Origin of the sequence: Delftia sp. DT-2 (genome assembly GCF_028401915.1) — a bacterium.
GTDB lineage: Bacteria > Pseudomonadota > Gammaproteobacteria > Burkholderiales > Burkholderiaceae_C > Comamonas > Comamonas tsuruhatensis.
In genome coordinates this window covers 458373-481662 of sequence record NZ_JAQOTI010000001.1, presented here as the reverse complement: position 1 = coordinate 481662, position 23290 = coordinate 458373, and the positions used below count along the sequence as shown (strand labels likewise).

At 66.2% G+C, this 23290-nt stretch carries 18 protein-coding genes; 11 read left to right on the top strand and 7 right to left on the bottom strand.

The genetic code is table 11. The annotated features are described in order from the left end of the window. Positions 1 to 22 precede the first annotated feature (22 nt). Positions 23 to 331 (top strand): hypothetical protein, encoded by a 309-nt coding sequence (locus PO605_RS02245; protein WP_047469896.1) that lies wholly within the window; start codon positions 23 to 25, stop codon positions 329 to 331. Positions 332 to 356: 25 nt separating this feature from the next. On the opposite strand, the gene PO605_RS02240 is transcribed toward PO605_RS02245, so the two are convergent. From PO605_RS02240 to PO605_RS02230, 3 genes are read right to left on the bottom strand one after another with little or no spacing between them, the layout of a single operon-like run. Then, entirely contained in the window at positions 357 to 1985 is a 1629-nt protein-coding gene (locus PO605_RS02240) for a SpoVR family protein (RefSeq protein ID WP_047469867.1), read from the bottom strand. Then, entirely contained in the window at positions 1982 to 3250 is a 1269-nt protein-coding gene (locus PO605_RS02235) for a YeaH/YhbH family protein (RefSeq protein WP_016449755.1), read from the bottom strand. Before PO605_RS02235 ends, PO605_RS02240 begins: the two co-directional genes overlap by 4 nt. A 46-nt stretch (positions 3251 to 3296) precedes the next feature. Beyond that, on the bottom strand, positions 3297 to 5219 hold the full coding sequence (locus PO605_RS02230) for a PrkA family serine protein kinase (RefSeq protein ID WP_016449756.1): 1923 nt from the start codon (positions 5217 to 5219) through the stop codon (positions 3297 to 3299). 372 nt (positions 5220 to 5591) lie between these two features. On the opposite strand from PO605_RS02230, the gene PO605_RS02225 reads away from it, so the two are divergent. The 3 genes from PO605_RS02225 to PO605_RS02215 all read left to right on the top strand — a co-directional run bounded on the left by PO605_RS02225 (position 5592) and on the right by PO605_RS02215 (position 10231). Beyond that, the gene (locus tag PO605_RS02225) at positions 5592 to 8933 is read left to right on the top strand and encodes a mechanosensitive ion channel domain-containing protein (RefSeq protein WP_047469864.1); all 3342 of its coding nucleotides are present in this window, start codon (positions 5592 to 5594) and stop codon (positions 8931 to 8933) included. Positions 8934 to 9141: 208 nt separating this feature from the next. Beyond that, the gene (locus tag PO605_RS02220; RefSeq protein ID WP_156135990.1) at positions 9142 to 9723 is read left to right on the top strand and encodes a hypothetical protein; all 582 of its coding nucleotides are present in this window, start codon (positions 9142 to 9144) and stop codon (positions 9721 to 9723) included. Continuing rightward, on the top strand, positions 9686 to 10231 hold the full coding sequence (locus PO605_RS02215) for a hypothetical protein (RefSeq protein ID WP_047469861.1): 546 nt from the start codon (positions 9686 to 9688) through the stop codon (positions 10229 to 10231). The genes PO605_RS02220 and PO605_RS02215 overlap by 38 nt, the downstream gene beginning before the upstream one ends. Before the next feature lie 8 nt (positions 10232 to 10239). Here the strand turns inward: PO605_RS02215 and PO605_RS02210 are convergent, their stop codons facing one another. Beyond that, the gene (locus tag PO605_RS02210; protein WP_082001489.1) at positions 10240 to 11988 is read right to left on the bottom strand and encodes a methyl-accepting chemotaxis protein; all 1749 of its coding nucleotides are present in this window, start codon (positions 11986 to 11988) and stop codon (positions 10240 to 10242) included. Positions 11989 to 12346: 358 nt separating this feature from the next. Between PO605_RS02210 and PO605_RS02205 the strand changes: the two genes are divergently transcribed. Further along, a complete protein-coding gene (locus PO605_RS02205) occupies positions 12347 to 13186 on the top strand; it encodes a fumarylacetoacetate hydrolase family protein (RefSeq protein WP_047469858.1) in 840 nt (279 codons plus the stop codon). Positions 13187 to 13240: 54 nt separating this feature from the next. On the opposite strand, the gene pmbA is transcribed toward PO605_RS02205, so the two are convergent. Then, entirely contained in the window at positions 13241 to 14650 is a 1410-nt protein-coding gene (gene pmbA, locus PO605_RS02200; RefSeq protein ID WP_047469855.1) for a metalloprotease PmbA, read from the bottom strand. A gap of 66 nt (positions 14651 to 14716) precedes the next feature. Here pmbA and yjgA point away from each other — a divergent pair, with 66 nt between their 5' ends. After that, entirely contained in the window at positions 14717 to 15394 is a 678-nt protein-coding gene (gene yjgA, locus PO605_RS02195) for a ribosome biogenesis factor YjgA (RefSeq protein ID WP_016449652.1), read from the top strand. After that, the gene (gene mog, locus PO605_RS02190; RefSeq protein WP_016449653.1) at positions 15387 to 15992 is read left to right on the top strand and encodes a molybdopterin adenylyltransferase; all 606 of its coding nucleotides are present in this window, start codon (positions 15387 to 15389) and stop codon (positions 15990 to 15992) included. The genes yjgA and mog overlap by 8 nt, the downstream gene beginning before the upstream one ends. A 104-nt stretch (positions 15993 to 16096) precedes the next feature. Here mog and PO605_RS02185 read toward each other — a convergent pair whose 3' ends face one another. Together PO605_RS02185 and PO605_RS02180 are read right to left on the bottom strand one after the other, a co-directional pair. Continuing rightward, positions 16097 to 16390, bottom strand: a complete 294-nt coding sequence (locus tag PO605_RS02185) for a hypothetical protein (RefSeq protein ID WP_082001488.1) — start codon at positions 16388 to 16390, stop codon at positions 16097 to 16099. Next, positions 16371 to 17057: a helix-turn-helix transcriptional regulator gene (locus PO605_RS02180; RefSeq protein ID WP_047469853.1), complete on the bottom strand. Its 687-nt coding sequence runs from the start codon at positions 17055 to 17057 to the stop codon at positions 16371 to 16373. Before PO605_RS02180 ends, PO605_RS02185 begins: the two co-directional genes overlap by 20 nt. A gap of 322 nt (positions 17058 to 17379) precedes the next feature. Here PO605_RS02180 and PO605_RS02175 point away from each other — a divergent pair, with 322 nt between their 5' ends. From PO605_RS02175 to PO605_RS02160, 4 genes are all read left to right on the top strand, one after another. Then, positions 17380 to 18591 (top strand): ABC transporter substrate-binding protein, encoded by a 1212-nt coding sequence (locus tag PO605_RS02175; RefSeq protein WP_016449656.1) that lies wholly within the window; start codon positions 17380 to 17382, stop codon positions 18589 to 18591. Between the two features lie 190 nt (positions 18592 to 18781). Beyond that, a complete protein-coding gene (locus PO605_RS02170) occupies positions 18782 to 19966 on the top strand; it encodes an efflux RND transporter periplasmic adaptor subunit (protein WP_016449657.1) in 1185 nt (394 codons plus the stop codon). A gap of 2 nt (positions 19967 to 19968) precedes the next feature. After that, positions 19969 to 21915, top strand: coding sequence for a MacB family efflux pump subunit (locus tag PO605_RS02165; protein ID WP_047469851.1), 1947 nt, complete (start codon positions 19969 to 19971; stop codon positions 21913 to 21915). A gap of 1 nt (position 21916) precedes the next feature. Continuing rightward, the gene (locus PO605_RS02160) at positions 21917 to 23290 is read left to right on the top strand and encodes an efflux transporter outer membrane subunit (RefSeq protein WP_272205926.1); all 1374 of its coding nucleotides are present in this window, start codon (positions 21917 to 21919) and stop codon (positions 23288 to 23290) included.

The following is a 23290-nucleotide window of genomic DNA, read 5'->3' as shown; positions in this document are numbered from 1 at the left end:
CAAACCGAAGGAGTGCCACTACATGCCCGAAAGCGAACTCCTGGCCATCGCCGCGCACCTGCATGTGCTGCTGCGCAGAAGCTGCGGCCGCGTGACCGATACCGAATGGCTGGCGGCCAATGCCGAGTACGCCGCCGAAATCATCCGCTTCGCCCGGGAGCAGGAAGGGGCGCGCAACACGCCCGAGCTGGTGGAATGGACCCATCGCTTCGAAGCGGCCTGGAATGCCGCGCTGGCCGGCCCCGCCGAGCGCTCGCCGCTCATGCAGCGCGCCGGCGAGCTGATGCGCCAGCGTGCGGAAAACCGCAAGTACGTGGGAACGCTGCGCTAGGGCCTGGCTGGCTCAGGCAGGAGGATCAGGCCGGTGGAGCGGGCACCGAGTGCAGCAGCACGGGCGCGTCGCCATCGCCGTTGACGCTTTCCAGCTGCACGCCAAAGCCCCACAGGCGCGCTGCGTGCTTGAGCACTTCCAGCGCATCGTCGGACAGCGGCCGGCCCTGGTAGCGGGTGTGGCGCAGGGTGAGGCAGCGGTCGCCGCGCAGATTGACGTTCCAGACCTGGATATTGGGCTCGCGCGCGCCCAGGTCGTATTGCTGCGACAGCGTCTGGCGCAGGGTGCGGTAGCCGTCGTCGTCATGGATGGCGCTGACCAGCAGCTCGCGTTCGCTGGCGTCGTCATGGATGGCGAACAGGCGCATGTCGCGCATCAGCTGTGGGCTCAGGTACTGGCCGACAAAGCTCTCGTCCTTGAAGTTCTGCATGGCATGGTGCAGCGCCGGCAGCCAGGGCGTGCCGGCCAGGTCGGGGAACCAGCGGCGGTCTTCCTCGGTGGGGTCCTGGCAGATGCGGCGGATGTCGCGGTACATGGCAAAGCCCAGCGCATAGGGATTGATGCCGCTGTAGGCGCGGTGACCGGCGGGCGGCTGGTAGATGACGTTGGTGTGGGAGGACAGCCATTCGATCATCACGCCGTCGGTCAGCCAGCCTTCGTCGTACAGGGTGTTGAGCAGGGTGTAGTGCCAGAACGTGGCCCAGCCCTCGTTCATCACCTGGGTCTGGCGCTGCGGGTAGAAGTACTGGGCGATCTTGCGCACGATGCGCACGATCTCGCGCTGCCAGGGCTCCAGCAGCGGGGCGTTCTTCTCGATGAAGTACAGCAGGTTTTCCTCGGGCTCCTTGGGAAAGCGCTCGCTGTGCTGCGCCGCGCTGTCCTTGCCCGGGCGGGCCGGCAGGGTGCGCCACAGCTCGTTGACCTGCTGCTGGGCATAGGCCTCGCGCTGCTCGCGCTCGGCACGCTCGCGCGCCAGGCTTTTCTTGGAGGGGCGGCGGTAGCGGTCCACGCCCAGGTTGGACAGGGCATGGCAGGAGTCCAGCCATTGCTCCACCGTCGTCAGGCCGTGGCGCTCCTCGCACTGGGAGATGAAGTCGCGCGCATAGACCAGGTAGTCGATGATGCTGCCGGCATCCGTCCACATGCCGAACAGGTAGTTGTTCTTGAAGAAGCTGTTGTGGCCGTACGCCGCATGGGCGATCACCAGGGCCTGCATGGCCGTGGTGTTCTCCTCCATCAGATAGCTGATGCAGGGATTGGAGTTGATGACGATCTCGTAGGCCAGGCCCATGTGGCCGCGCCGGTAGCGCCGCTCCGTCGCCATGTATTCCTTGCCGTAGCTCCAGTGGCGGTAGCCCACGGGCATGCCCACGCTGGCGTAGGCGTCCATCATCTGCTCGGCCGAGATCACTTCCAGCTGGTTGGGATAGGTGTCCAGGCCGTAGCGTTCGGCGGCGGCCGCAATCGCTGCGTGATAGCGTTCGATCAGCTCGAAGGTCCAGTCGCTGGGATCGGGCAGAGGCTCGGCCGGCCGCTCCCCCGCCGGCAGCGGCGCGGAGGGCACGATGCGCTGGGCCCGTTCGCTGGCCAGATGGGATTTCCACTGCGGCGTGGCATGGCGGGGCGCCAGCACGGGATAGTGAGAGAGGTTCATACCGATACCCCCTCTTTCTTGAACAGGTCGCGGAACACGGGGTAGATCTCGCTGGCGTCCGACACCTTGCGCATGGCGAAGTGCGAGAACAGCGGCAGCACCTGGCTGTACTCCTGCCACAGGCTCTGCTCTTCCTGCACCACCTGCACATAGGCGAAGTAGCGCACCAGCGGCAGGATCTTGTCGACCAGCAGGTTGCGGCAGTTGGAGCCGTCGTCGCCGAAGTTGTCGCCATCGCTGGCCTGGGCCACGTAGATGTTCCAGTCCCCGGACGGGTAGCGCGCGCGGATGATCTGGTCCAGCAGCACCAGCGCACTGCTGACCACCGTGCCGCCGCTTTCCTGGGAGTGGAAGAACTCGTCCTCGCTGACCTCGGCCGCCTGCGTGTGGTGGCGGATGAAGACGATGTCGATCTTCTCGTAGTGCCGCGTCAGGAACAGGTACAGCAGGATGAAGAAGCGCTTGGCCAGGTCCTTGCGGTCCTGGTCCATGGAGCCGGACACATCCATCACGCAGAACATCACGGCCTGGCTGATGGGCGCAGGCACGCGCGTGCGGTTGCGAAACCGCAGGTCGATGGGGTCGAGAAAGGCCACCGTGCCCATGCGCAGCTTCAGCGCATCGATGCGCTGCTGCAGCTCGGCCGCCGCCTCGCTGGTGCCATCGTCCTGCGCCAGCAGCGCTTGCAGTTGCTCCTCCAGTGCCTTGAGTTCGCGGTGCGGCGCCTTGGTCAGCGCAATGCGCCGGCCCAGGGCGCCGCGCATGGTGCGCAGCAGGGCCAGGTTGTGCGGCGTGCCGTCATGGCTGTAGCCGGCGCGGCGCGTCTTGTACTGCATGGTGTTGCCGATGTGGGTGCGCAGCAGGCGCGGCAGGGCCAGGTCTTCAAAGAACAGTTCCATGAACTCTTCCTTGGTCAGGGTGAAGGTGAAGTCGTCCTCGCCCTCGCCGCTGTCGCTGGCCTGGGAGCCGCCGCCGCCTGCGCCGCCCTGCGGCCGGGCAATGCGGTCGCCGCGCACATGCTCGGTGTTGCCCGGGTGCACCGTGTCATGGACGCCGCCCTGCCCATGGTGGAACACGGGCTCGCGGATGTCCTTGCGCGGGATGGAGACGCTCTCGGACTCCTCCATGTGGCGGATGCCGCGCTTGTCCACCGCGCGGCGCACCGCCTCGGCGATCTGCGCCTTGTAGCGGCGCACGAAGCGCTCGCGGTTGCCCACCGACTTGTTCTTGCCGGCCAGCCTGCGATCGATGATTTGCAATGCCATCTGTTCCCCCCAGCCCGGGCGCGCCGAAGGGCGGCGCACCCACCCGTCAGTTGCTCTTGCGAACGCGCAGATACCACTCGCACAGCAGGCGCACCTGCTTGGACGTATAGCCCTTGGCCTCCATGCGGGTGACAAAGTCCTCGTGCTTGCGGGCATCCTCGGCACTGGCCTTGGCGTTGAAGCTGATCACGGGCAGCAGCTCCTCGGTATTGGAGAACATCTTCTTCTCGATCACCACGCGCAGCTTCTCGTAGCTGGTCCAGCTGGGGTTCTTGCCCTGGTTGTTGGCCCGCGCGCGCAGCACAAAGTTGACGATCTCGTTGCGGAAGTCCTTGGCATTGGCGATGCCCGCGGGCTTCTCGACCTTCTCCATCTCGGCGTTGAGCGCGTTGCGGTCGAAGGCCTCGCCGGTATCGTTGTCGCGGTACTCGCTGTCCTGTATCCAGTAGTCGGCGTAGGTGACGTAGCGGTCGAAGATGTTCTGGCCGTACTCGCTGTAGCTCTCCAGATAGGCCGTCTGGATTTCCTTGCCGATGAACTCGGCATAGTGCGGCGACAGGTATTCCTTGATGTAGCTGGTGTACTTGGTCTCCAGCTCGGCAGGGAACTGCTCGCGCTCGATCTGCTGCTCCAGCACATACATCAGGTGCACCGGATTGGCCGCCACCTCGGTACTGTCGTAGTTGAAGACCTTGGACAGGATCTTGAACGCGAAGCGCGTGGAGATGCCCGACATGCCCTCGTCCACGCCCGCATAGTCGCGGTACTCCTGGAAGCTCTTGGCGCGCGGGTCCGTGTCCTTGAGGCTCTCGCCGTCATAGACCTGCATCTTGCTGAAGATGCTGGAGTTCTCGGGCTCCTTCAGCCGCGTGAGCACGGCGAACTGGGCCATCATCTTGAGTGTGCCGGGCGCGCACACGGCGCTGGCCAGGGAGGACTCGCGGATCAGCTTCTCGTAGATGCGCACCTCCTCCGACACGCGCAGGCAATAAGGCACCTTGACGATGTAGACGCGGTCCAGGAAGGCCTCGTTGTTGCGGTTGTTGCGGAAGGCCTTCCACTCGCTCTCGTTGCTGTGGGCCAGCACCATGCCGTCGAAGGGAATGGCGCCAAAACCCTCCGTTCCCTTGTAGTTGCTCTCCTGCGTGGCCGTCAGCAGCGGGTGCAGCACCTTGATGGGCGCCTTGAACATCTCCACGAACTCCAGCAGGCCCTGGTTGGCCAGGCACAGGCCGCCCGAGTAGCTGTAGGCGTCGGTGTCGTCCTGGGCAAAGTTCTCCAGCTTGCGGATGTCCACCTTGCCCACCAGGCTGGAGATGTCCTGGTTGTTCTCGTCGCCGGGCTCGGTCTTGGCAATGCCCACCTGCCTGGAGATGCTGGGATAGCGCTTGACCACGCGGAACTGGCGGATGTCGCCGCCCAGCTCCTCCAGGCGCTTGACGGCCCAGGGCGACAGCACATGGTTGAGGCAGCGCCGGGGAATGCCGAACTGCTCCTCCAGCAGCGGCCCGTCCTCCACGGGGTCGAACAGGCCCAGCGGCGACTCGTTCACGGGCGAGCCCTTGAGCGCGTAGAACGGCACCTTCTGCATCAGGTATTTGAGGCGCTCGGCGATGGAGCTCTTGCCACCGCCCACGGGGCCCAGCAGATAGAGGATCTGCTTGCGCTCTTCCAGGCCCTGGGCCGCATGGCGGAAGAAGCTCACCACCTGCTCGATGGAGTCTTCCATGCCGTAGAACTCGGCGAAGGCCGGATAGCGCCGGATGACCTTGTTGGCAAACAGCCGCGACAGGCGCGGATCATTGCGCGTGTCCACCATTTCGGGTTCGCCTATGGCCGCCAGCATGCGCTGGGCGGCGCCCTCGTAGGCCATGGGATCGCGCTGGCACAGGGCGAGAAATTCGTCCAGCGACATCTCTTCTTCGCGAAGGCGAACGTAACGTGCAGCCGAGTTGCTGATGACATCCATACGACCTCTCCCGGCGGCACCCGAGGGCGAACAGTGCCGCGAAGTTGCAAGGCATTCGCTACCGTGTGGAACTGTTGTAGCACCTTGCATCCGCTTTGAATAGCTCATACGTCCCACATGTCTGCATTGCGCGCGAGGTCACAATGTCAGGTTCCTGGACTACCCCGCTTTTTGCGGCGCCGGGACAGGGGCTTGAGCCAGCCGGGCCTGCAGCAAGGCCCGTGAATACAGCGCCTCATGCTCCCACTTTTGACAAATGATAGTCCGCACTCACACAGCGGCACAGGCCCGAATTCAGAACCGATGTCTCCTGCCGACAACCCCCTACTTGCCGCCGGTCGCCCATCGCGCAAACTGGCTGCCGTCACGCCGATGCACCTGCTGTGGGCCCTGTGCCTGCTGCTGGGCCTGCTGACCCCGGGCCTGGCCAAGGCCGCACCGGCAGCAGGCCCTTTGGGTGCCTTGCAGGGCACCCTGGGCGGTGGCTCCGCGTCCGACAAGGAACGAAGCAACGCCATTCAGACCCAGCTCGATGCCGCCGCCTCGGCCACAAAGGAAGCCGATGCGCTGGCCCAGGAACTGGACCGCATGCGCGCCAGGGCACGCACGCCCGTGCCGGCCCTGCCCGCGCCGCTGAGCGACGAGCAGCTGGGCAGCCTGTTCGATCGCTGGAAGGAACGCGTTCCCGCCAACGCCAGCCAGGAAGTGCTGGAACGCCTGCTGGCCGATGAGCGCGATGCCATTGCCGCCCTCAAGGCCGGCATCGAGAAATCCGCGGCCGACCAGGCCAACCTGGTCTCGCAGCCCGGCCCGGGGCGCATCGATCTGTCCATCCTCCAACAACGCGCGCAGGAAAACGCCGAGCCCGTGACCGCCGAGCCCGGCGAAGCCCCCGACCTCACCCAGGCACGCCAGGCAAGGCGCAGCGCAGAGCACCGCCGCGCCCTGCTGGAGCTGGCGCTGCGCCAGGAAGAGCAGTCCACCATCGAAGCCCGCCAGCGCCTGCTGGCCGCCCAGCTGCAGGCCCAGCGCCGCGAGCTGCTGGAGCGCATGCCGCGCGCCGCCTGGCTGACCCAGCGCATTGCCGAGCGCAGCCGCCAGCAACTGGAGCAGCAGGTGCAGGAGATGGAGCTGGCCGCCCAGCACGCTTCCGCCGCCGATCCCGCCATACGCGACCTGGCCCAGCGCAATGCTGCGCTGGCCGCGCAGATCCTCAAGAACTCCAATGAACTGGCGCAGGAGCGCAAGACCCTGGCCAATGACGAATATGTGCGTGACCAGTTGAGCGCCACGCTGCGCGACACCCAGGCACGCCTGCGGCTGGGCGGTGGCAGCGCGGCCGTGGGCCAGTGGCTGTGGCAGCAGCGCGTGGAGCTGTCCTCCGGCAGCACCATGCAGGCCAGGCACCGGGCCGTGCAGCGCCAGCTGGCCGAGCTGCGGCTGATGCTGTTCAACTCCAGCAAATGGCGCCAGAACCCCGGCGCGGACACGGCGGCACAGGCCCCGGCCGACGCTGCGGATGCAGGCGGCGTGGCGGCACCGGAGCCGGCCGCCAACGCCACGGTATCGGCCCAGCAGACCGCTTTGCTGGCACGGCAGGTGGCGCTCACCGATCAGCTGCAACCGGTGTTGCTGCGCCGCATCGCCGTGCTGGAGCAGACCGACGACGCACTGCGCGCGGCCCTGCGCAGCGGCAATGAGTTGCGCCAGGTGCTGGACAAGGAGCTGCTGTGGTTCCCCAGCCACCGCCCCATGGACCGTACCTGGCTCAGCGAGTGGCAGGCGCTGGAGCAGGACATCGAAGGCAGCAGCTCGCCCTGGAAAACCGCGCGCGCCCTGGCCGCCAGCATCTGGAACGATCCCTGGGCCTTTGGCGCCGTCGGCCTGATCGTGGCCCTGCTGCTGGGCCTGCGCCGCTACGCGCTGCGCCAGCTGCAGTCCATCGCCGTGCGCGTGGGCGACTTCATGCGCGACCACTTCGGGCTGAGCCTGCTGGCGCTGGGCTGGAGCCTGCTCTACACCCTGCCCTGGAGCTTTGCGGCCGCGGCGCTGGGCAGCCTGCTGCAAGGCCCCGAAACCGTGGGCACGGCGCTGGAGCCGCTGGGCGCCACCCTGGTCCAGCTCAGCGACTTCATCTTCGTGGCCACCTTGCTCAACGCCCTGTTCTGCCCGGGCGGGCTGGCACTGGCCCACTTCGGCTGGCCGGCTGCTCGCGTGCAGATGCTGCGCCAGATGGTGCGCCGCGCCGCCTGGCTGATCGTGCCTGCCGAACTGCTGGGCGGCCTGGCCTTCTACAGCCATGACAACCACGCCATCAGCACCTGGGGGCGCATCTCCATCCTCATGCTGTCGCTGGGGCTGGCCTGGATGGCCTGGCTGTACTTTCGCCGTGTCATGCAGCAAAAGCGGCCCGGCATCCACTGGGGCCAGATCGTCAGCGTGGTGCTGATGCTCATGCTCAGCGCGCTGGCCGTGGGCATCGTGCTCGGCTATGTCTACACGGCCACCGAAGTCATCCAGGCCCTGATGGCCAGCTTCGTGTTCCTGGGCGCGGTCGAGGTCGTGGTCAACCTGCTGCGGCGCTGGCTGCTGCTGGGCGAGCGGCGCCTGGCGCTGAACCGGCTGCGCGAAGCCGCCAGACTGGCCCAGAGCGGCTCGGGAGTGGACACCGGCAAGGCCCCCACCGACGAAGCCACCCAGATGGCCCTGGTCACCGTGGGCGCCCAGGCGCACCGGCTGCTGGGCCTGCTGCAGCAGGTGCTGGTCGTGCTGACCCTGGTCTACGCCTGGCTGCCCGTGCTGCCTGCGCTGCTGCGCTCCGAAGGCGTGGTGCTCTGGTACACCACCAACACCGGCGCCGACGGCATCGCGCATGCCGCCCCCGTGAGCCTGATGGATGCGCTGCTGGGCGTGATGATCCTGCTGCTGACCTTCAGCTTTGCACGCAACCTGCCGGGCCTGCTGGAAGTGACGCTGTCGGCCTCCAACCGCATCAGCAGCTCCGCGCGCTACACCCTGGCCACGCTGGCGCGCTACGCCATCACCATCGCGGGCACGGTCAGCGCCTTCACGCTGCTGGGCCTGCGCTGGGGCCAGCTGCAGTGGATGGTGGCGGCGCTCACCGTGGGCCTGGGCTTCGGCCTGCAGGAGATCTTCGCCAACTTCGTCTCGGGCCTGATCCTGCTGGTGGAGCGGCCCTTCCGCGTGGGCGATGTCATCACCATCGACACCCTCACCGGCACCGTCACGCGCATCCGCACGCGGGCCACCACGGTGCTGGACTTCGACAACAAGGAAATCGTCATCCCCAACAAGACCTTCATCACCGGCCAGGTGACGAACTGGACCTTGAGCGACGACGTGACCCGCCTGGTGATCGACGTGCCCGTGGCCCACGGCAACGACCCCGAGCAGGTGCGCGACATGCTGCTGGACATTGCCAGGGAGCACCCCCAGGTGCTGCGCGAGCCCGAGCCCAACTGCTGGTTCATGGCGCTGGAAGGCAACGGCCAGCGCTTCGAGCTGCGCGCCTACGTGGGCAAGGTCGAAGACCGCCTGCCCGTGCGCCACGACCTCAACCGCCGCGTCAACGACCGGCTCAAGGACGCTGGCATTGCCGTGGCCTTCCCGCAGCTGGACCTGCATGTGCGCAACATGCCGGCCCATGCACCGGGGCAGCCGGCGCAGCAGACACCGCCCCAGCCGGCTGCATGAGACATTGAAACCCGCCACTCTCGACCCATGGAGTGGCGGGCCATGGGCACCACGGCATTCCACCCTCAAATCACCGTGACTCATATATCCTAGGATCATTCTGAAAATTTTCATCCCCCTTCATTTCCTCCTCCAACTGAATGGCAATCCGCACACAATCGGCATCTCACAACGATGTCTGCGGACGCTTCAAATCCTAGAAGGGGCAATGGCGGAAAGAAAATATACCAGTGCAGGAACGGATGGCTGGCTCAATGTCAGGCGCGAGCCTTCGGGGATCATCATTGCGTTGCCCGAGTATATTGCCACCGAGATGGAGTCATCCTCGAATGGGCGCGACCACTTCATTGTCAAGGAGGGGGTGGAAAGAGGTAACAGGTTTTCCGTGAAGGCTGGCTATCTCAAGACACAGCCTCCCGCATACAGACCGGCTGCGAGCATGCAGTTCAGCTTGAGCAGATCCATCCTGACCTATGCGACAGGACGAGCCAGGGCCTTCACCGACGAGGGCAACCCCATCAGGCCAGGAACCCATCCCATTCAGCTTCCTGATTTCCCCCATCATCTGGGCGCCATATATCTGCAACAGTCAGCCTATGCGAAAAACTGGTTCTACCTGGGCCAGGGAAATTCCGTGATTGGAAAGAACGACAGATATCTTCATCCGGGCGGTGTCAGCAATGGCTGTATCACAGTGCATCCGACCGATTGGACCCAGCTCTATCAATATCTTGTGCTGTGCAGGAGTGGTGATGAAAAAACAGTTGGCAATGTCGTTGTTGTTCGCTAGCACATACTTCTTGCAAGGATGCTACGCGCAGGAAAACAGCGATATCAATATCTTGAGCAGGCAGGAAATCAACGATCCGGATTTCATATCCGACTGGTTGAGATCCCACAAGCACATCGATCAAACGATGGCAAAACGCCTGTTCGAACATGGGATGAAGGAAAAGCAGCGAAAGGCATGGTCTTCAGCCAGCAAATATTTCGGGGAAAGCATGATCCGCTATCCACGACCGGAGACGCTATCCGCATACATGGACGTCAAATTGCAGATGCTCGCCATGGTCAGAAAGCGAGAGGGCGATATTCAGGAAAAGCTTCCACTGGACATGAACTACGCGCTCAAGCTCTACCGTTCTGCGCTTTCGGCCAACATGGTATTGGGAACATTGTCCGAAGAGGAAAAGACGCGCATTGAAAACCATGTGAGTTGCCTACAGGCCTATGCAGCGGCTGGCCGTCCCGACATGGACTGCGAGCCGCTGCACTGGTACTACAACGCGGCCCGATGAACACAGGGTCAGAACACTTCCCAGTTCTCACCAGCGCGCTCGGCTGCAGTGCGGGGGCCAGGCACCCGCATTGCCGTGGATGTCGATCCGCTGTCGCCCCGCATGGCGGCCTGCGCCCCGGACTGGCGAGGCAAGCTGTCGGCACCTGAAGGCAGACCACGCACGCCGGAGGCCACGGCGGGCTTCGCGACAGGAGCCTGATCGGCAGGTGAGGACAGCCCATCCAGCTTGAACAGACTGACCAGATCGACCAACCTGGCAGCCTGCGCGTTCAGGCTGGCAGCAGCCGCCGCCGACTCTTCGACCAGGGCGGCGTTCTGCTGCGTGACCTGGTCCAGCTGTACGACGGCGTCGCCCACCTGCGCCACACCATCGGCCTGCTCGGCCGTGGCTGCGCCTATCTCGCCGATCAGGTCGGCCACCTGCTGCGCCTGGCGGACGATGTCCTGCATCGCGGAACCTGCCTCGCCCACCAGACCGGAGCCTTCATCCACCTTGGACACGCTCTCGCCTATCAGGGCCTTGATCTCCTTGGCTGCCCCAGCGCTGCGCTGGGCCAGGCTGCGCACTTCGGATGCCACCACGGCAAAGCCACGCCCCTGCTCGCCCGCCCGTGCTGCCTCCACGGCGGCATTGAGCGCCAGGATGTTGGTCTGGAAGGCAATGGAGTCGATCACTCCGATGATGTCCTCGATCTTCCGGGAACTCGCGGTGATCTGCTCCATGGTGGCCACAACGCGGTCCACGATCTTGCCGCCGCCAGTGGCGGCCTGGCTCGACGAAGCGGCCAGCTGGGTGGCGGTACGCACCGTATCGGCATTGAGCTTGACGGTGGCGTTCATCTCCTCCATGGAGGCGGCGGTCTGCTCCAGATTGCTGGCCTGCTCCTCCGTGCGCTGGCTCAGGTCGGCATTGCCCGATGCGATCTGGCTGGCGCCGGTCGCGATGGATTCGCTGCTTTGCCGCACATCGGCGACCACGCGCGCCAGGCCGGCACGCATGTCCTCCATGGCGTGCAGCAGGCTGGAGGTGTCTCCGGGCGCCAGTTGCACCCGCACGGACAAATCGCCCTGCGCGATCTGGCGCGCCACCCCGGCGGCATAGGAGGGCTCTCCGCCCAGCTGCTGCTTGACCGTCGTGGTGATCATCCAGGCCACCAGAGAGCCCAGCGCGGCGGCCAGCAGCGTCAGCACCAGCATGGCCACGCCGTCTTCGGCCACGCTGCGCAGGGAGCCGTCCACCGTGGCCTGTGTCTGGGACTTCTGGTAGGAGACCAGCGCCTCGACCGCATCGAAATAGGTCGTCTGCAAGGCGCGCAGGCGTCCCATGATCAGGTCCCTGGCCGCATCGCCCTGGTTGGCCAGGCCCAGGTCCCCGGCCTGGCGCATGGTCTCCACGAAAGGCTCGCGCGCCTGCCGTATGACGGCAAAGAGCCGGCGCGCCTGCTCGGTCTGCAGGCGCTGGTCCAACTCCTTCATGACCAGGCCGTTCCTGGCAACCACCTCATCCAGCCTGCGGCTCTCCTCGGCCATCTGCGCCGTATCGGTGATCAGCGCCAGATTGCGCACCACCCGCGCCGACACATTGGCGTTGTCCTTGAGCGATTGCAGCCGGGCCAGATTGCCCATGCGGTCCTCGGCCAAAACACGCAACTGCTCCCCCTGATCGTGCAGCTTCATCCAGCCGAAGCCGGCCACGCACACGCAGACCACGATCACCGCAAGGAAACCCATGCCCAGCATGGTTCCCAACTTCATACGCCTCAGAAAACCCACGTCGCTCTCCCTCGAACCACCTAAGCAAACCGGCCAGACTGCTGGCACGGAATAAACACATTCAGGAACAAATTTGACAATTTGAATCAGTCGCATCGCCTTCCCAAACCCTGTTCATCCGGTAGGACAGCGCCTTGCCGACATGCAGGCATCGGGCTGCCAGCCGTCGTGATCGGAGGCAGTGGGCGCATGGATATCCCGCGCACCGACAAGGCCCCGTCATTCCCAGACTTCGCGAGACATTCCTCACAATGGGCGCCGGCATTTGCGCACCCGCAGCTGCTCAACAGCACCTGCAAACGGCAGAGCGACCCACTCCAGGAACTCCAGAGGAGACTCCATGAAACTGCTGAGATTCGGCCCCGAGGGCCAGGAAAAGCCCGGCCTGCTGGATGCCGAAGGCCAGATCCGCGACGTGTCCGCCCTGTTGGACGACTACACGCCCCGCCTGCTGGGCCGCGAGGCGCTGCGGGCCCTGGCCGCCATCGACCCTGCCAGGCTGCCCCTGGTGCAAGGCCCGGTGCGCATCGGCATGCCCTGGAGCGGCATGTCCAAGTTCGTCGCCATCGGCCTGAACTACCGCGACCATGCCGAGGAAGCCGGCATGCCCATCCCCAAGGAGCCCATCCTCTTCGCCAAATGGCCCAGCTGCGCCTGCGGCCCCGACGACGACATCCCCCTGCCCGAGGGCAGCACGCGCATGGACTGGGAGGTGGAACTGGGCATCGTCATCGGCGAGCGCGCGCGCAATGTGTCCGTGGCCGATGCGCTGGAGCATGTGGCCGGCTACTGCCTTGCCAACGATGTGTCCGAGCGCGAATACCAGATTGACCGCAGCGGTGGCCAGTGGAGCAAGGGCAAGGGTTTCGACCGCTTCGGCCCCATCGGCCCCTGGCTGGTCACGCGCGACGAAGTGCCCGATCCGCAGGCCCTGCAGCTATGGCTGGATGTGAACGGGGAGCGCCGCCAGAGCGGCAGCACGCGCACCATGATCTTTGGCTGCGCCGAACTCATCAGCCACTGCAGCCGCGTGATGACGCTGGAGCCCGGCGACCTCATCATCACCGGCACGCCCCCGGGAGTCGGGATGGGCATGAAGCCGCCGCGCTATCTGAAGGCTGGCGATGTGATGGAGCTGGGGATCGAGGGACTGGGCGTGCAGAGGCAGCGCGTGGTGTAGATCCACAAAAAAGCGGCTTCAAAAAGCCGCTTTATTTTTGAGCTGAACCAGCGCTCAGCTGCCCGCCACCTTCATGCGGTTGATCAGGATAGAGCCCACGGTCTTGGCGCCGTAGTTGTAGGCATCCGCGCCCACGGCCTCGATGCCCTTGAGCATGTCCTTGAGGTTGCCGGCGATGGTGATCTCATGCACGGGGAAGGCGATTTCGCCGTTTTCCACCCAGAAGCCGCTGACGCCGCGCGAGTAGTCGCCGGTCACGTAGTTCACGCCCTGGCCCATGAGTTCGATCACGAACAGGCCCGTGCCCAGCCTCTTGAGCATGGCGGGCAGGTCGTCGCCGGCCTTGGTGCGGCGCGAGGTCATGACCAGGTTGTGCGATCCGCCGGCATTGCCGGTGGTCTTCATGCCCAGCTTGCGTGCCGAGTAGCTGGACAGGAAGTAGCCCTCGACGCGGCCGGCATCCACCACCTTGCGGGCCTGCACGCGCACGCCTTCCTCGTCGAAGGGCGAGCTGCCCTTGCCGCCGAGGATGAAGGGATCTTCCGTGATGTCGATGTGCTTGGGGAAGACGGGCTTGCCCAGCGAGTCGAGCAGGAAGGTGCTGCGGCGGTACAGCGCGCCGCCGCTGACGGCCTGCACGAAGCTGCCCAGCAGGCCGGCGGCCAGCGTGGACTCGAACAGCACCGGGCACTCGGTGGTCGGGATCTTGCGGCTGCCCAGGCGGCTCAGGGCGCGCTGGGCGGCGTAGCGGCCCACAGCCTCGGGCGAGGCCAGGTCGGCCGCGTTGCGCATGGAGCTGTACCAGGCATCGCGCTGCATCTCGCCATTGCGGCCGGGCAGCGATGCGATGGGCGCCACCGACAGGCTGTGGCGCGAGCTGGCGTAGCCGCCACGGAAACCATTGGTATGGGCGCTGAAGAAATGGCTTTGCTGGGCCGAGACGCCAGCGCCTTCGCTGTTGGTGATGCGCTTGTGCGTGCCCAGGGCAGCTTCTTCGCACTGCAGCGCCAGCTGCGCCGCAGCCTCGCTGGTCAGCTCCCAGGGGTGGAACAGCTGCAGGTCACGGTGGGTGCCGGGCGGGGCGATGTCGGCCGCATCGGGCAGGCCGGCCATGGGGTCCTCGGCCGTGAAGCGCGCGATGTCGTAGGCGGCCTGCACGGTCTGCTGGATGGCGGCATCCGAGAAGTCGGAGGTGCTGGCGTTGCCACGGCGGTTGCCCAGGTAGACGGTCACGCCCAGCGACTTGTCGCGGTTGCGCTCCACGGTCTCCAGCGCCCCCTTGCGCACACTCACGCTCAGGCCGCAGCCCTCGGAAGCCTCGGCTCCGGCGTCGGTGGCGCCGAGCTTCTTGGCGTGGACCAGGGCACGGTCCACCAGGTCTTCAAAAAACGGTTGGCTGTAGCTGAAGCCGGAATCAGCCTGCGGTTTGGCGGTGCTTGCCGCGCGGGGACGGGGTTTTTTCATAGCGGCGGCTATGATAGCCGCCACTGCAGCGCCCTCCGCGCCGCCACTGTATTTGTCCCCTACCCCATGTCACGCAAACCCAAAAAAGGCTACTACGTCAAAGGTCACTTCGTTGCCGAAGGCAGCGAACTCGACCTGCAGCTCAAGGCCGAACTCAAAGGCACTCCCGACTCCAGCAAGACGGATCTCAAGCGCGAGTCCGACGCCTTGCAGGACCTCGGCAAGGATTTGCTGACGCTGCGCTCCGACCTGTTCAAGCGCCTGCAATTGCCCGACCAGCTGGCCGATGCCCTGGCCGAGGCCAAGCGCATCACCAATTTCGAAGGCAAGCGCCGCCAGATGCAGTACGTCGGCAAGCTCATGCGCAAGCTGGACGAGACCGAGATCGCCGCCGTGCGCGCCGCGCTGGACGAGCAGCACAACGGATCGGCCGCCGAGAAGATGGCCCTGCACGCCGCCGAGCAATGGCGCGACCGCCTGATTGCCGAGGAATCGGCCCTGTCCATCTGGCTGGACCATTTCCCCGACACAGACACCCAGCAGCTGCGCGCCCTGATCCGCCAGGCCCGCAAGGACATGCCGGGCGCCCATGAGGCCAATGTGCAGGAATCCACCGGCCTGGCCCAGCGCAAGGGCCGCGCCTACCGCGATCTGTTCCAGCTGGTGCGCCAGCAGTTGGGCGGCACGGGCCGCGAGACAGCCGAGGACGGTGACGGCGCTGGCGAGGAAGCCGACGATGAGTGAGCCCGTCCATGACGCCGTGCGCATCGGCATCGTCTCGATCAGCGACCGTGCCAGCAGCGGCGTCTATGAGGACAAGGGCCTGCCGGCCCTGCAGGACTGGCTCACCCGCGCGCTCAGGAACCCCATCACGTTCGAGCCGCGCCTGATCCCCGACGAGCAGGCCGGCATCAGCGCCACGCTGATCGAGCTGGTCGATGCCGGCTGCTGCCTGGTGCTGACCACGGGCGGCACCGGCCCCGCCCCGCGCGATGTCACGCCCGAAGCCACGCTGGCCGTGGCCGACAAGGAAATGCCGGGCTTTGGCGAGCAGATGCGCCAGATCAGCCTGGCCTTTGTGCCCACGGCGATCCTGTCGCGCCAGGTGGCGGTGATCCGTGGCAAGAGCCTGATCATCAACCTGCCGGGCCAGCCCAAGGCCATTGCCGAAACCCTGGAAGGTCTGAAGAACCCCGATGGCACGCAAAAGGTCAACGGCATCTTTGCGGCCGTGCCCTATTGCGTGGACCTGATCGGCGGGCCCTATCTGGAAACGGACGACAGCGTCTGCAAGGCTTTCCGCCCCAAGAGCGCAGTGCGCACCGCGCGACCTGCGGCCTGATCGCGCGGACACGGCAATCGACAAGCAGCCTGCGGGCTGCTTTTTATTTTTTCAGCCCCTTGAACCAGCGCTGAATCCGGGCCCGCAATTGCCGTTTGCCGTCATCACCCAACGGCATGCCGCTTGCCAGTTTCAGTGCCGCATCGACCTGTACATGGCCATGCTCCATCAGTGCCATACTCGTGGAAGCGAGAGCCTTCGCCAATGGATCCGTCGATCCGGTCCGCCAGATCCGGAGCGTTGAGCGGATAGATGTCCGCCTCTGCGGACATCTTGAAAACCGGCTCGGGATACGGGATGGAGCCCAGGATTGCCTGGCTTCCCACGATGACGAATTCATACTCATTCGTCACATCCCCGCTCGCACGAATGATGTGCTCAAGATCCTCTCGGTTCATAGGCCCGCCCTGTATCTCCCAATGCAACGCCCCGCTTGAGATCCCCCACCTGCGCCAGTACCTGCTGGCGCACCTGTTCGGGCAGCACCGATGTCAGGGGCGAGGCCTGGCGCAGTTCCTGGGCCCTTCGCGTGCGGGCCAGGATGGTGCGCCAGCGGCCATTTTGCAAGACATCCTGCCACTGCCTCCACAGGCTGGCGGAATGCGAATCCCCCTGGCTCAACCACCGCTCCAACGTGTCCTGTGCCTGCTGCAGCAATGCCGGGTCAGATCGCACAAGGCGCACGGCTTCTTCATGCAATGCGAGGCTTTGCAGATCCTGCACTTCATGGCGCGCATCCTGCGCACGCACCAGAACCTGTACGACGGGCCTGGCATGGCGCGAACGGGCTGCGGCAGTTCCTGCGGGCGCGGGCTGCAGGGCGTCGCCCGCCAGCAATGCCAATTCTCCCCCTATGCCCAGTTCCGACATGACTCGCAGGTACGTGCCCATGGATGGCCCGGGATCGCCGGACTCGACTGCAGCGAGCGTGCTGCGGGATATGCCTACGCGCGAGGCCATCTCGACCGTGCCCAGCCCCTGCTCCTTGCGCAGACGCTTGAGCCGGTCACCGAACTGCAAAAGCAGTTGGCGCTGAAGAAGGGTGGACTTTTCTGGCGCTTTCATTTGTCCATTATTCTAAGCAAAACCTGAATTTTTGATTGTTTTTCTAGACAATTTAATTCAAGATCAGTGCTCTCTCATCCCCAGGTCAAGGAACGGAAAAGCAGGTCCTGACGCGCGCACAAGCCACGGCCGGGATGCGCAGCGCATGGCGCTCAATCAACGGGCCGGCCACGTTGCAAGGATGAGCGGCTGTACTGTCGCACCGGGGCCACCAAGCCCGTGCTTGCCCCAATGCGGCAGGCCCCTGTCCCTGCCAGCATGGAATCACCCCGGCCCCTGCGCAACAGCAGCGGGCTTTTTCCATCCAAAGCAAGGAGACTTCATGCAGCAACGCCCCAAGACATCGCTGATGACACCGCTGGCCCTGGCACTGTGCGCCGCCGCACTGGCAACGCCGGCCCTGGCGCAGCAGGACAAGGTTCGGATCGGCTTCATCACCGACATGTCCAGTCTCTATGCCGATGTCGAGGGCAAGAACGGCGCCGTGGCGATACAGATGGCCATCGACGACTACGGCGGCAAGCTGCTGGGCAAGCCCATCGAGCTGCTGACGGCCGACCACCAGAACAAGGCCGACATTGCCGCCAGCAAGGCGCGCGAGTGGATTGACACGCAGGGCATCAGCCTGGTGTTTGGCGGCACGAACTCGGCCACGGCCCTGTCCATGGCCAAGGTGGCGCAGGAGAAAAAGCGGGTCTTCATCGACAACGGCGCGGGCAGCTCGGCGCTGACCAACGAGCAGTGCAGCCCCTACACCGTGCACTACGCCTTCGACACCGTGGCCCTGGCCAAGGGCACGGGCGCTGCCGTGGTGGAGGCCGGAGGCAAGAGCTGGTACTTCGTGACCGCCGACTATGCCTTCGGCCATGCGCTGGAGGCCGATACCACCAAGATCATCGAGGCGCGTGGCGGCAAGGTGCTGGGCTCGGTCAAGACGCCGCTGAACGCCAGCGATTTCTCCAGCTTCATGCTGCAGGCGCAGAACTCCAAGGCCCAGATCCTGGGCCTGGCCAACGCGGGTGGCGACACCATCAACTCCATCAAGGCCGCGCGCGAGTTCGGCGTGACCAAGGACATGAAGCTGGCCGGCCTGCTGGTGTTCTTCACCGACGTGCACAGCCTGGGCCTGAAGAACACGCAGGGCATGCAGTTCACCACCAGCTGGTACTGGGACATGAACGATGCCTCGCGCAAGTTCGCCGACGCCTTCATGGCCAAGACCCAGCGCCGCCCCAGCGAAATCCATGCGGCCGACTACTCGGCCACCATGAACTGGCTCAAGGCCGTGGAAAAGGCCGGCACGCTGGATGCCGACAAGGTCATGGCCACCTGGCGCGGCATGAAGATGGATGACTTCTTCGGCAGCGGCTACCTGCGCGAGGACGGCCGCTACGTGCACGACATGTACCTGATGGAAGTGAAATCCCCGGCCGAATCCAAGGGCACCTGGGACTACTACAAGCTGGTCAAGAAGCTGCCGGCCGAGCAGGTCTGGACTACCAAGGCCGAGAGCAAGTGCCAATATTGGCGCTGAACTTGCGCTGAACTTGCGGTGAGCCGAGGGGGCAGCCCGGCCGCTCCCTCTCCTCGCTTTTCTCCACTGAATCTCCATGCCTTGGTCAATGCCGGGACATCGAACCGCGCCAGACTGGTAAGTTCGAGCATCTGGCGCGGCGCCGGGCAGGGACTGTCTCCCCTGCGGCCGACCGCGCGGCAGGGGAAGAATGAAGTTCAATCGCAAATGGGCCATGGTCGCCGTCGCAGGCGCATGCATGGTCGCAGGCCTGGTGTGGTGGAAGGCCAGTGCCAAGCCCTCCACCCAATTCGCAACCGCACCCGTCACCGTCGGCGACCTGGAGCAGACCGTGCTGGCCGTGGGCCGGCTGCACCCCAAGGAACTGGTGGCCGTGGGCGCCCAGGTCTCGGGCCAGGTCCGGCGCCTGCACGTGGAGCTGGGCCAGAAGGTCAAGGCCGGCGAGCTGATCGCCGAAGTCGATGCCCAGCCGCAGCGCATCAAGCTGCGCAATGCCGAGGCATCCGTCACCGCCTTGCAGGCCCAGCTGGCCGCGCGGCGCGCGGCGCTGGTGCAGGCCCGGCTGACCTTCCAGCGCCAGCAGGAGCTGCTGCAGGCCGACGCCACCTCGCGCGCCGACCATGAAGCCGCCAAGGCTGCGCTGGACACCGCGCTGGCCGATGTCGGCGCCCTTCAGGCACAGATAGAGCAGGCACGCACCCAGGTGGAGACCGAGCGCATCAACCTGGGCTACACCCGCATCGTCGCGCCCATGGACGGCGTGATCGTGGCGGTGGTCACCAAGCAGGGCCAGACCCTGAACTCCTTCCAGACCACGCCCACCATCGTCATGCTGGCCAAGCTCGACGTGATGACCGTTCGCGCCGAGATTGCCGAGGCCGACGTGGACAAGATCCAGCTGGGCCAGACGGTCTGGTTCACCACGCTGGGCAGCGGCCGCCAGCGCCACACCGCCACGATCGAGCGCATAGAGCCTGCGCCCGCCTCCATCGCCACAGACGCCACCGCTGGCGCAGCGACCGCCACCGGCGCCCAGGCCGCCAAGGCCATCTACTACAACGCCCAATTCGACGTGCCCAACCCGGAAGGCAAGCTGCGCCCCTCCATGACCGCCCAGGTCACCGTGCGCGTGGCCCAGGCCGACAAGGCCGTGCTCATGCCGGCCGCCGCGCTGGGCAGCCGCGATGCCGACGACAACTACAGCGTGCGCGTGCGCGATGCCCAGGGCCAGGTCACCGAGCGCAAGGTGCGCGTGGGCCTGCGCACCAACGCCCAGGCCCAGGTGCTGTCGGGGCTGGAGCCCGGCGAGCAGGTGGTGATCGGCGAGGCCAGCCCCGGCGGCAAGCCGGCCGGCAGCGACCCGATGGGAATGTAAGCATGGACCATGCATTGCTGCAGATGCAGGGCCTGCGCCGGGAGTTTCCTGCGGGCGACACCACGGTGGCGGTACTCAAGGACATAGACCTGACCATCGAGGCCGGCGAGATGGTGGCCATCGTCGGCGCCTCGGGCTCGGGCAAGTCCACGCTGATGAACATCCTCGGCTGCCTGGACCATCCGACCTCGGGCAGCTACCGCATCGCGGGCCGCGAGACCAGCGAGCTGGGGCCCGACGCGCTGGCCGCGCTGCGGCGCGAGCACTTCGGCTTCATCTTCCAGCGCTACCACCTGCTGCCCGACCTCACGGCCCAGGGCAATGTGGAGCTGCCCGCCGTCTACGCGGCCACACCGGCCGGCGAGCGGCATGCGCGCTCGGCCGCCCTGCTCGAACGCCTGGGCCTGGCCGACCGCATGCAGCACCGGCCGGGCCAGCTGTCGGGCGGGCAGCAGCAGCGCGTGTCCATCGCCCGCGCGCTGATGAACGGCGGCGCCGTCATCCTGGCCGACGAGCCCACGGGCGCGCTGGACAAGGCCAGCGGCGAGCAGGTCATGCGCATCCTGCAGGAGCTGCATGCCGACGGCCACACCATCATCCTGGTCACGCACGACATGGCCGTCGCCGCCCACGCCACGCGCGTGATCGAGATCAGCGACGGCGCCATCATTGCCGACCGGCGCAGCACCCCGCACGAAGCCAGGCCGCCCGTGGAGCCGGCATCCGGCGCGCGCCGGGCCTCCTGGCGCGGACTGTCGGACCGCTTTGGCGAAGCCCTGCGCATGGCCCTGCGCGCCATGAACGCCCACCGCCTGCGCACCTTCCTGACCATGCTGGGCATCATCATCGGCATCTCGGCCGTGGTCTCGGTGGTGGCGCTGGGGCGCGGTGCGCAGCAGCAGGTGATGAACCAGATCAGCGAGCTGGGCACGAACACGCTGGACATCTTCCCCGGCAAGGACTTCGGCGACACGCGCGCGGCCGCCATCGAGACCCTGGTCGCCGCCGACGCCCAGGCCCTGGCCGAGCAGCCCTACGTGGACAGCGCCACGCCCAATGTGTCGGTCGGCGTCACGGCGCTGTACCGCGAGAACGCGGCCACGGCCCAGGTGACGGGCGTGGGCTTCGAGCACTTTCGCGTGCGCGGCCTGCGCCTGGCATCGGGCCGCTTCTTCGACCAGCGCGACGTGGACCTGCACGCCCAGGTGGCGGTGATCGACCAGAAGACCGCCACCGCCCTGTTCCCCACCAACCCCAGCCCGCTGGGCGAGGTCGTGCTGCTGGGCCAGATGCCCGTGGAAATCGTCGGCGTGCTCCGGCCTGCGCAAAACAGCTTCGGCGGCTCCACGCCCACCTTCTTCGTGCCCTACACCGCAGCCGCCACGCGCCTGGTCGGCAAGTACCACCTGGACAGCATCACGCTGCGCATCAAGGACGCGGTGCCGGCCGAGATCGCGCAAAAGGCCGCCACCAGCCTGCTGACCGAGCGCCATGGCACCAAGGACTTCTTCATCTGGAACTCCGACCAGATCCGCCAGGCCATCACGCGCACCAGCACCACGCTGACGCTGCTGGTCTCGGCCATCGCCATGATTGCGCTGCTGGTGGGCGGCATCGGCGTGATGAACATCATGCTGGTGTCGGTGACCGAGCGCACGCGCGAGATCGGCGTGCGCATGGCCATCGGCGCGCGCCAGTCGGACATCCTTCAGCAGTTCCTGATCGAGGCCGTGCTGGTCTGCATCGTGGGCGGCATCCTGGGTGTGTCGCTGGCGCTGGGCCTGGGGCTGGCCGTCAGCCTGTCCGGCAGCAGCTTCCAGCTGTCGTTCTCGGCCGCCTCCATCGTGCTGGCCGTGGCCTGCTCCTCCCTCATCGGGATCGGTTTCGGCTTCCTGCCGGCGCGCAGTGCTGCGCGCCTCGACCCCGTACAGGCTCTATCGAGAGATTGACATGCATATGCTGAAGACCGGCGTGCTGGCATGCGCAGTGGCCCTGGCCGGCTGCGGCGCCATCACGCGCACAACCTACGAGGCGCCGCAGGTGGCGCTGCCCGCACAGTTCGAGCATGCGCAGCCATCGGCGGCCGCGCCTGCGCCCGAGGCATGGTGGCGCGCCTTCGGCGATCCGCGCCTGGATGCATGGATCGACATGGCCCTTGCCCGCAACCCCGACCTGGCAACGGCAGGCATCCGTGTGCGCCGCGCCGCGCTGCAGGCGCAGCTGGCGGGCCGCGCCCTGCTGCCGCAACCCGGCGGCACACTCAGCACCGGGGCCAGCCGGCCGCTGTCCGGCAGCCCGCGCAGCACGCTGGAGACGTCCAGCGCCACGCTGAGCGTGGGCTGGGAGCTGGACCTGTTCGACCGCCTGGGTGCCCAGCGCGATGCGGCCGTCTTCGAGGCCCAGGCCAGCGAGCAGGACAGGCAGGCCGTGGCTCTGTCCCTGGCGGCCACCACCGCCAGCCTGTACTGGCAACTGGCCCTGGCCAACGAGCGCCTGGAATTGGCGCGGCAAAGCCTGGAGTACACACGCCGCACCGGCGAGCTGGTGGAGGCGCAGTACCGCAGCGGCGCCGTATCCAGCCTGGAACGGCGCGAGGCCCGGCAGGCGCTGGCCGAGCAGCAGGCGCTGCTCAGCCAGTACACGCAGGCCCGCGCCGAACTGCGGCAGGCGCTCAACGAGCTGCTCCTGGGCGCCGAGGCACCCGGTGGCGAGCCGCAGGCCCTGCCCACGGGCGCGCTGCCTGCCATTGCCGCAGGACTGCCCGCCGAACTGCTGGGCCGCCGCCCCGACCTGCGCGCCGCCGAACTGCGGCTGCGCTCCTCCCTGGCCAGCAGCGATGCGGCCACCGCGCGCTACTACCCCACGCTGTCGCTGACCGGCAGCCTGGGGGGCTCCAGCAACTCGCTGCTCGACCTGCTGGCCAACCCCGTGGCGGCCCTGGGCGCCAGCATGACCCTGCCCTTTCTGAACGTGGGCGAGATGCGGCTGAACACCGCCATTGCGCGCAACCAGCATGAAGAGGCCGTGGTCAACTTCCGCAAGTCGCTGTACGCCGCGCTGGCGGAAACGGAAAAAGCCCTGTCCGCCCGCACCGAGCTGGCCAGCCAGGAGCAGGCACAGCAGCGCGTCATGCAGGAATCGGCAGAAATCACCCGCCTGTACGAGGCACGCTACCGCGCAGGCCAGGTACCCTTGCGCACCTGGCTGGATGCGCAGGAGCGCAGCCGCAACGCACAGCTGGCCCTGTCGGCCCTGCACCTGGCGCAACTGCAAAACCAGGTGACGATCAACAAGGTGCTGGGCGGCGGATGGCAAGCCCCTTGA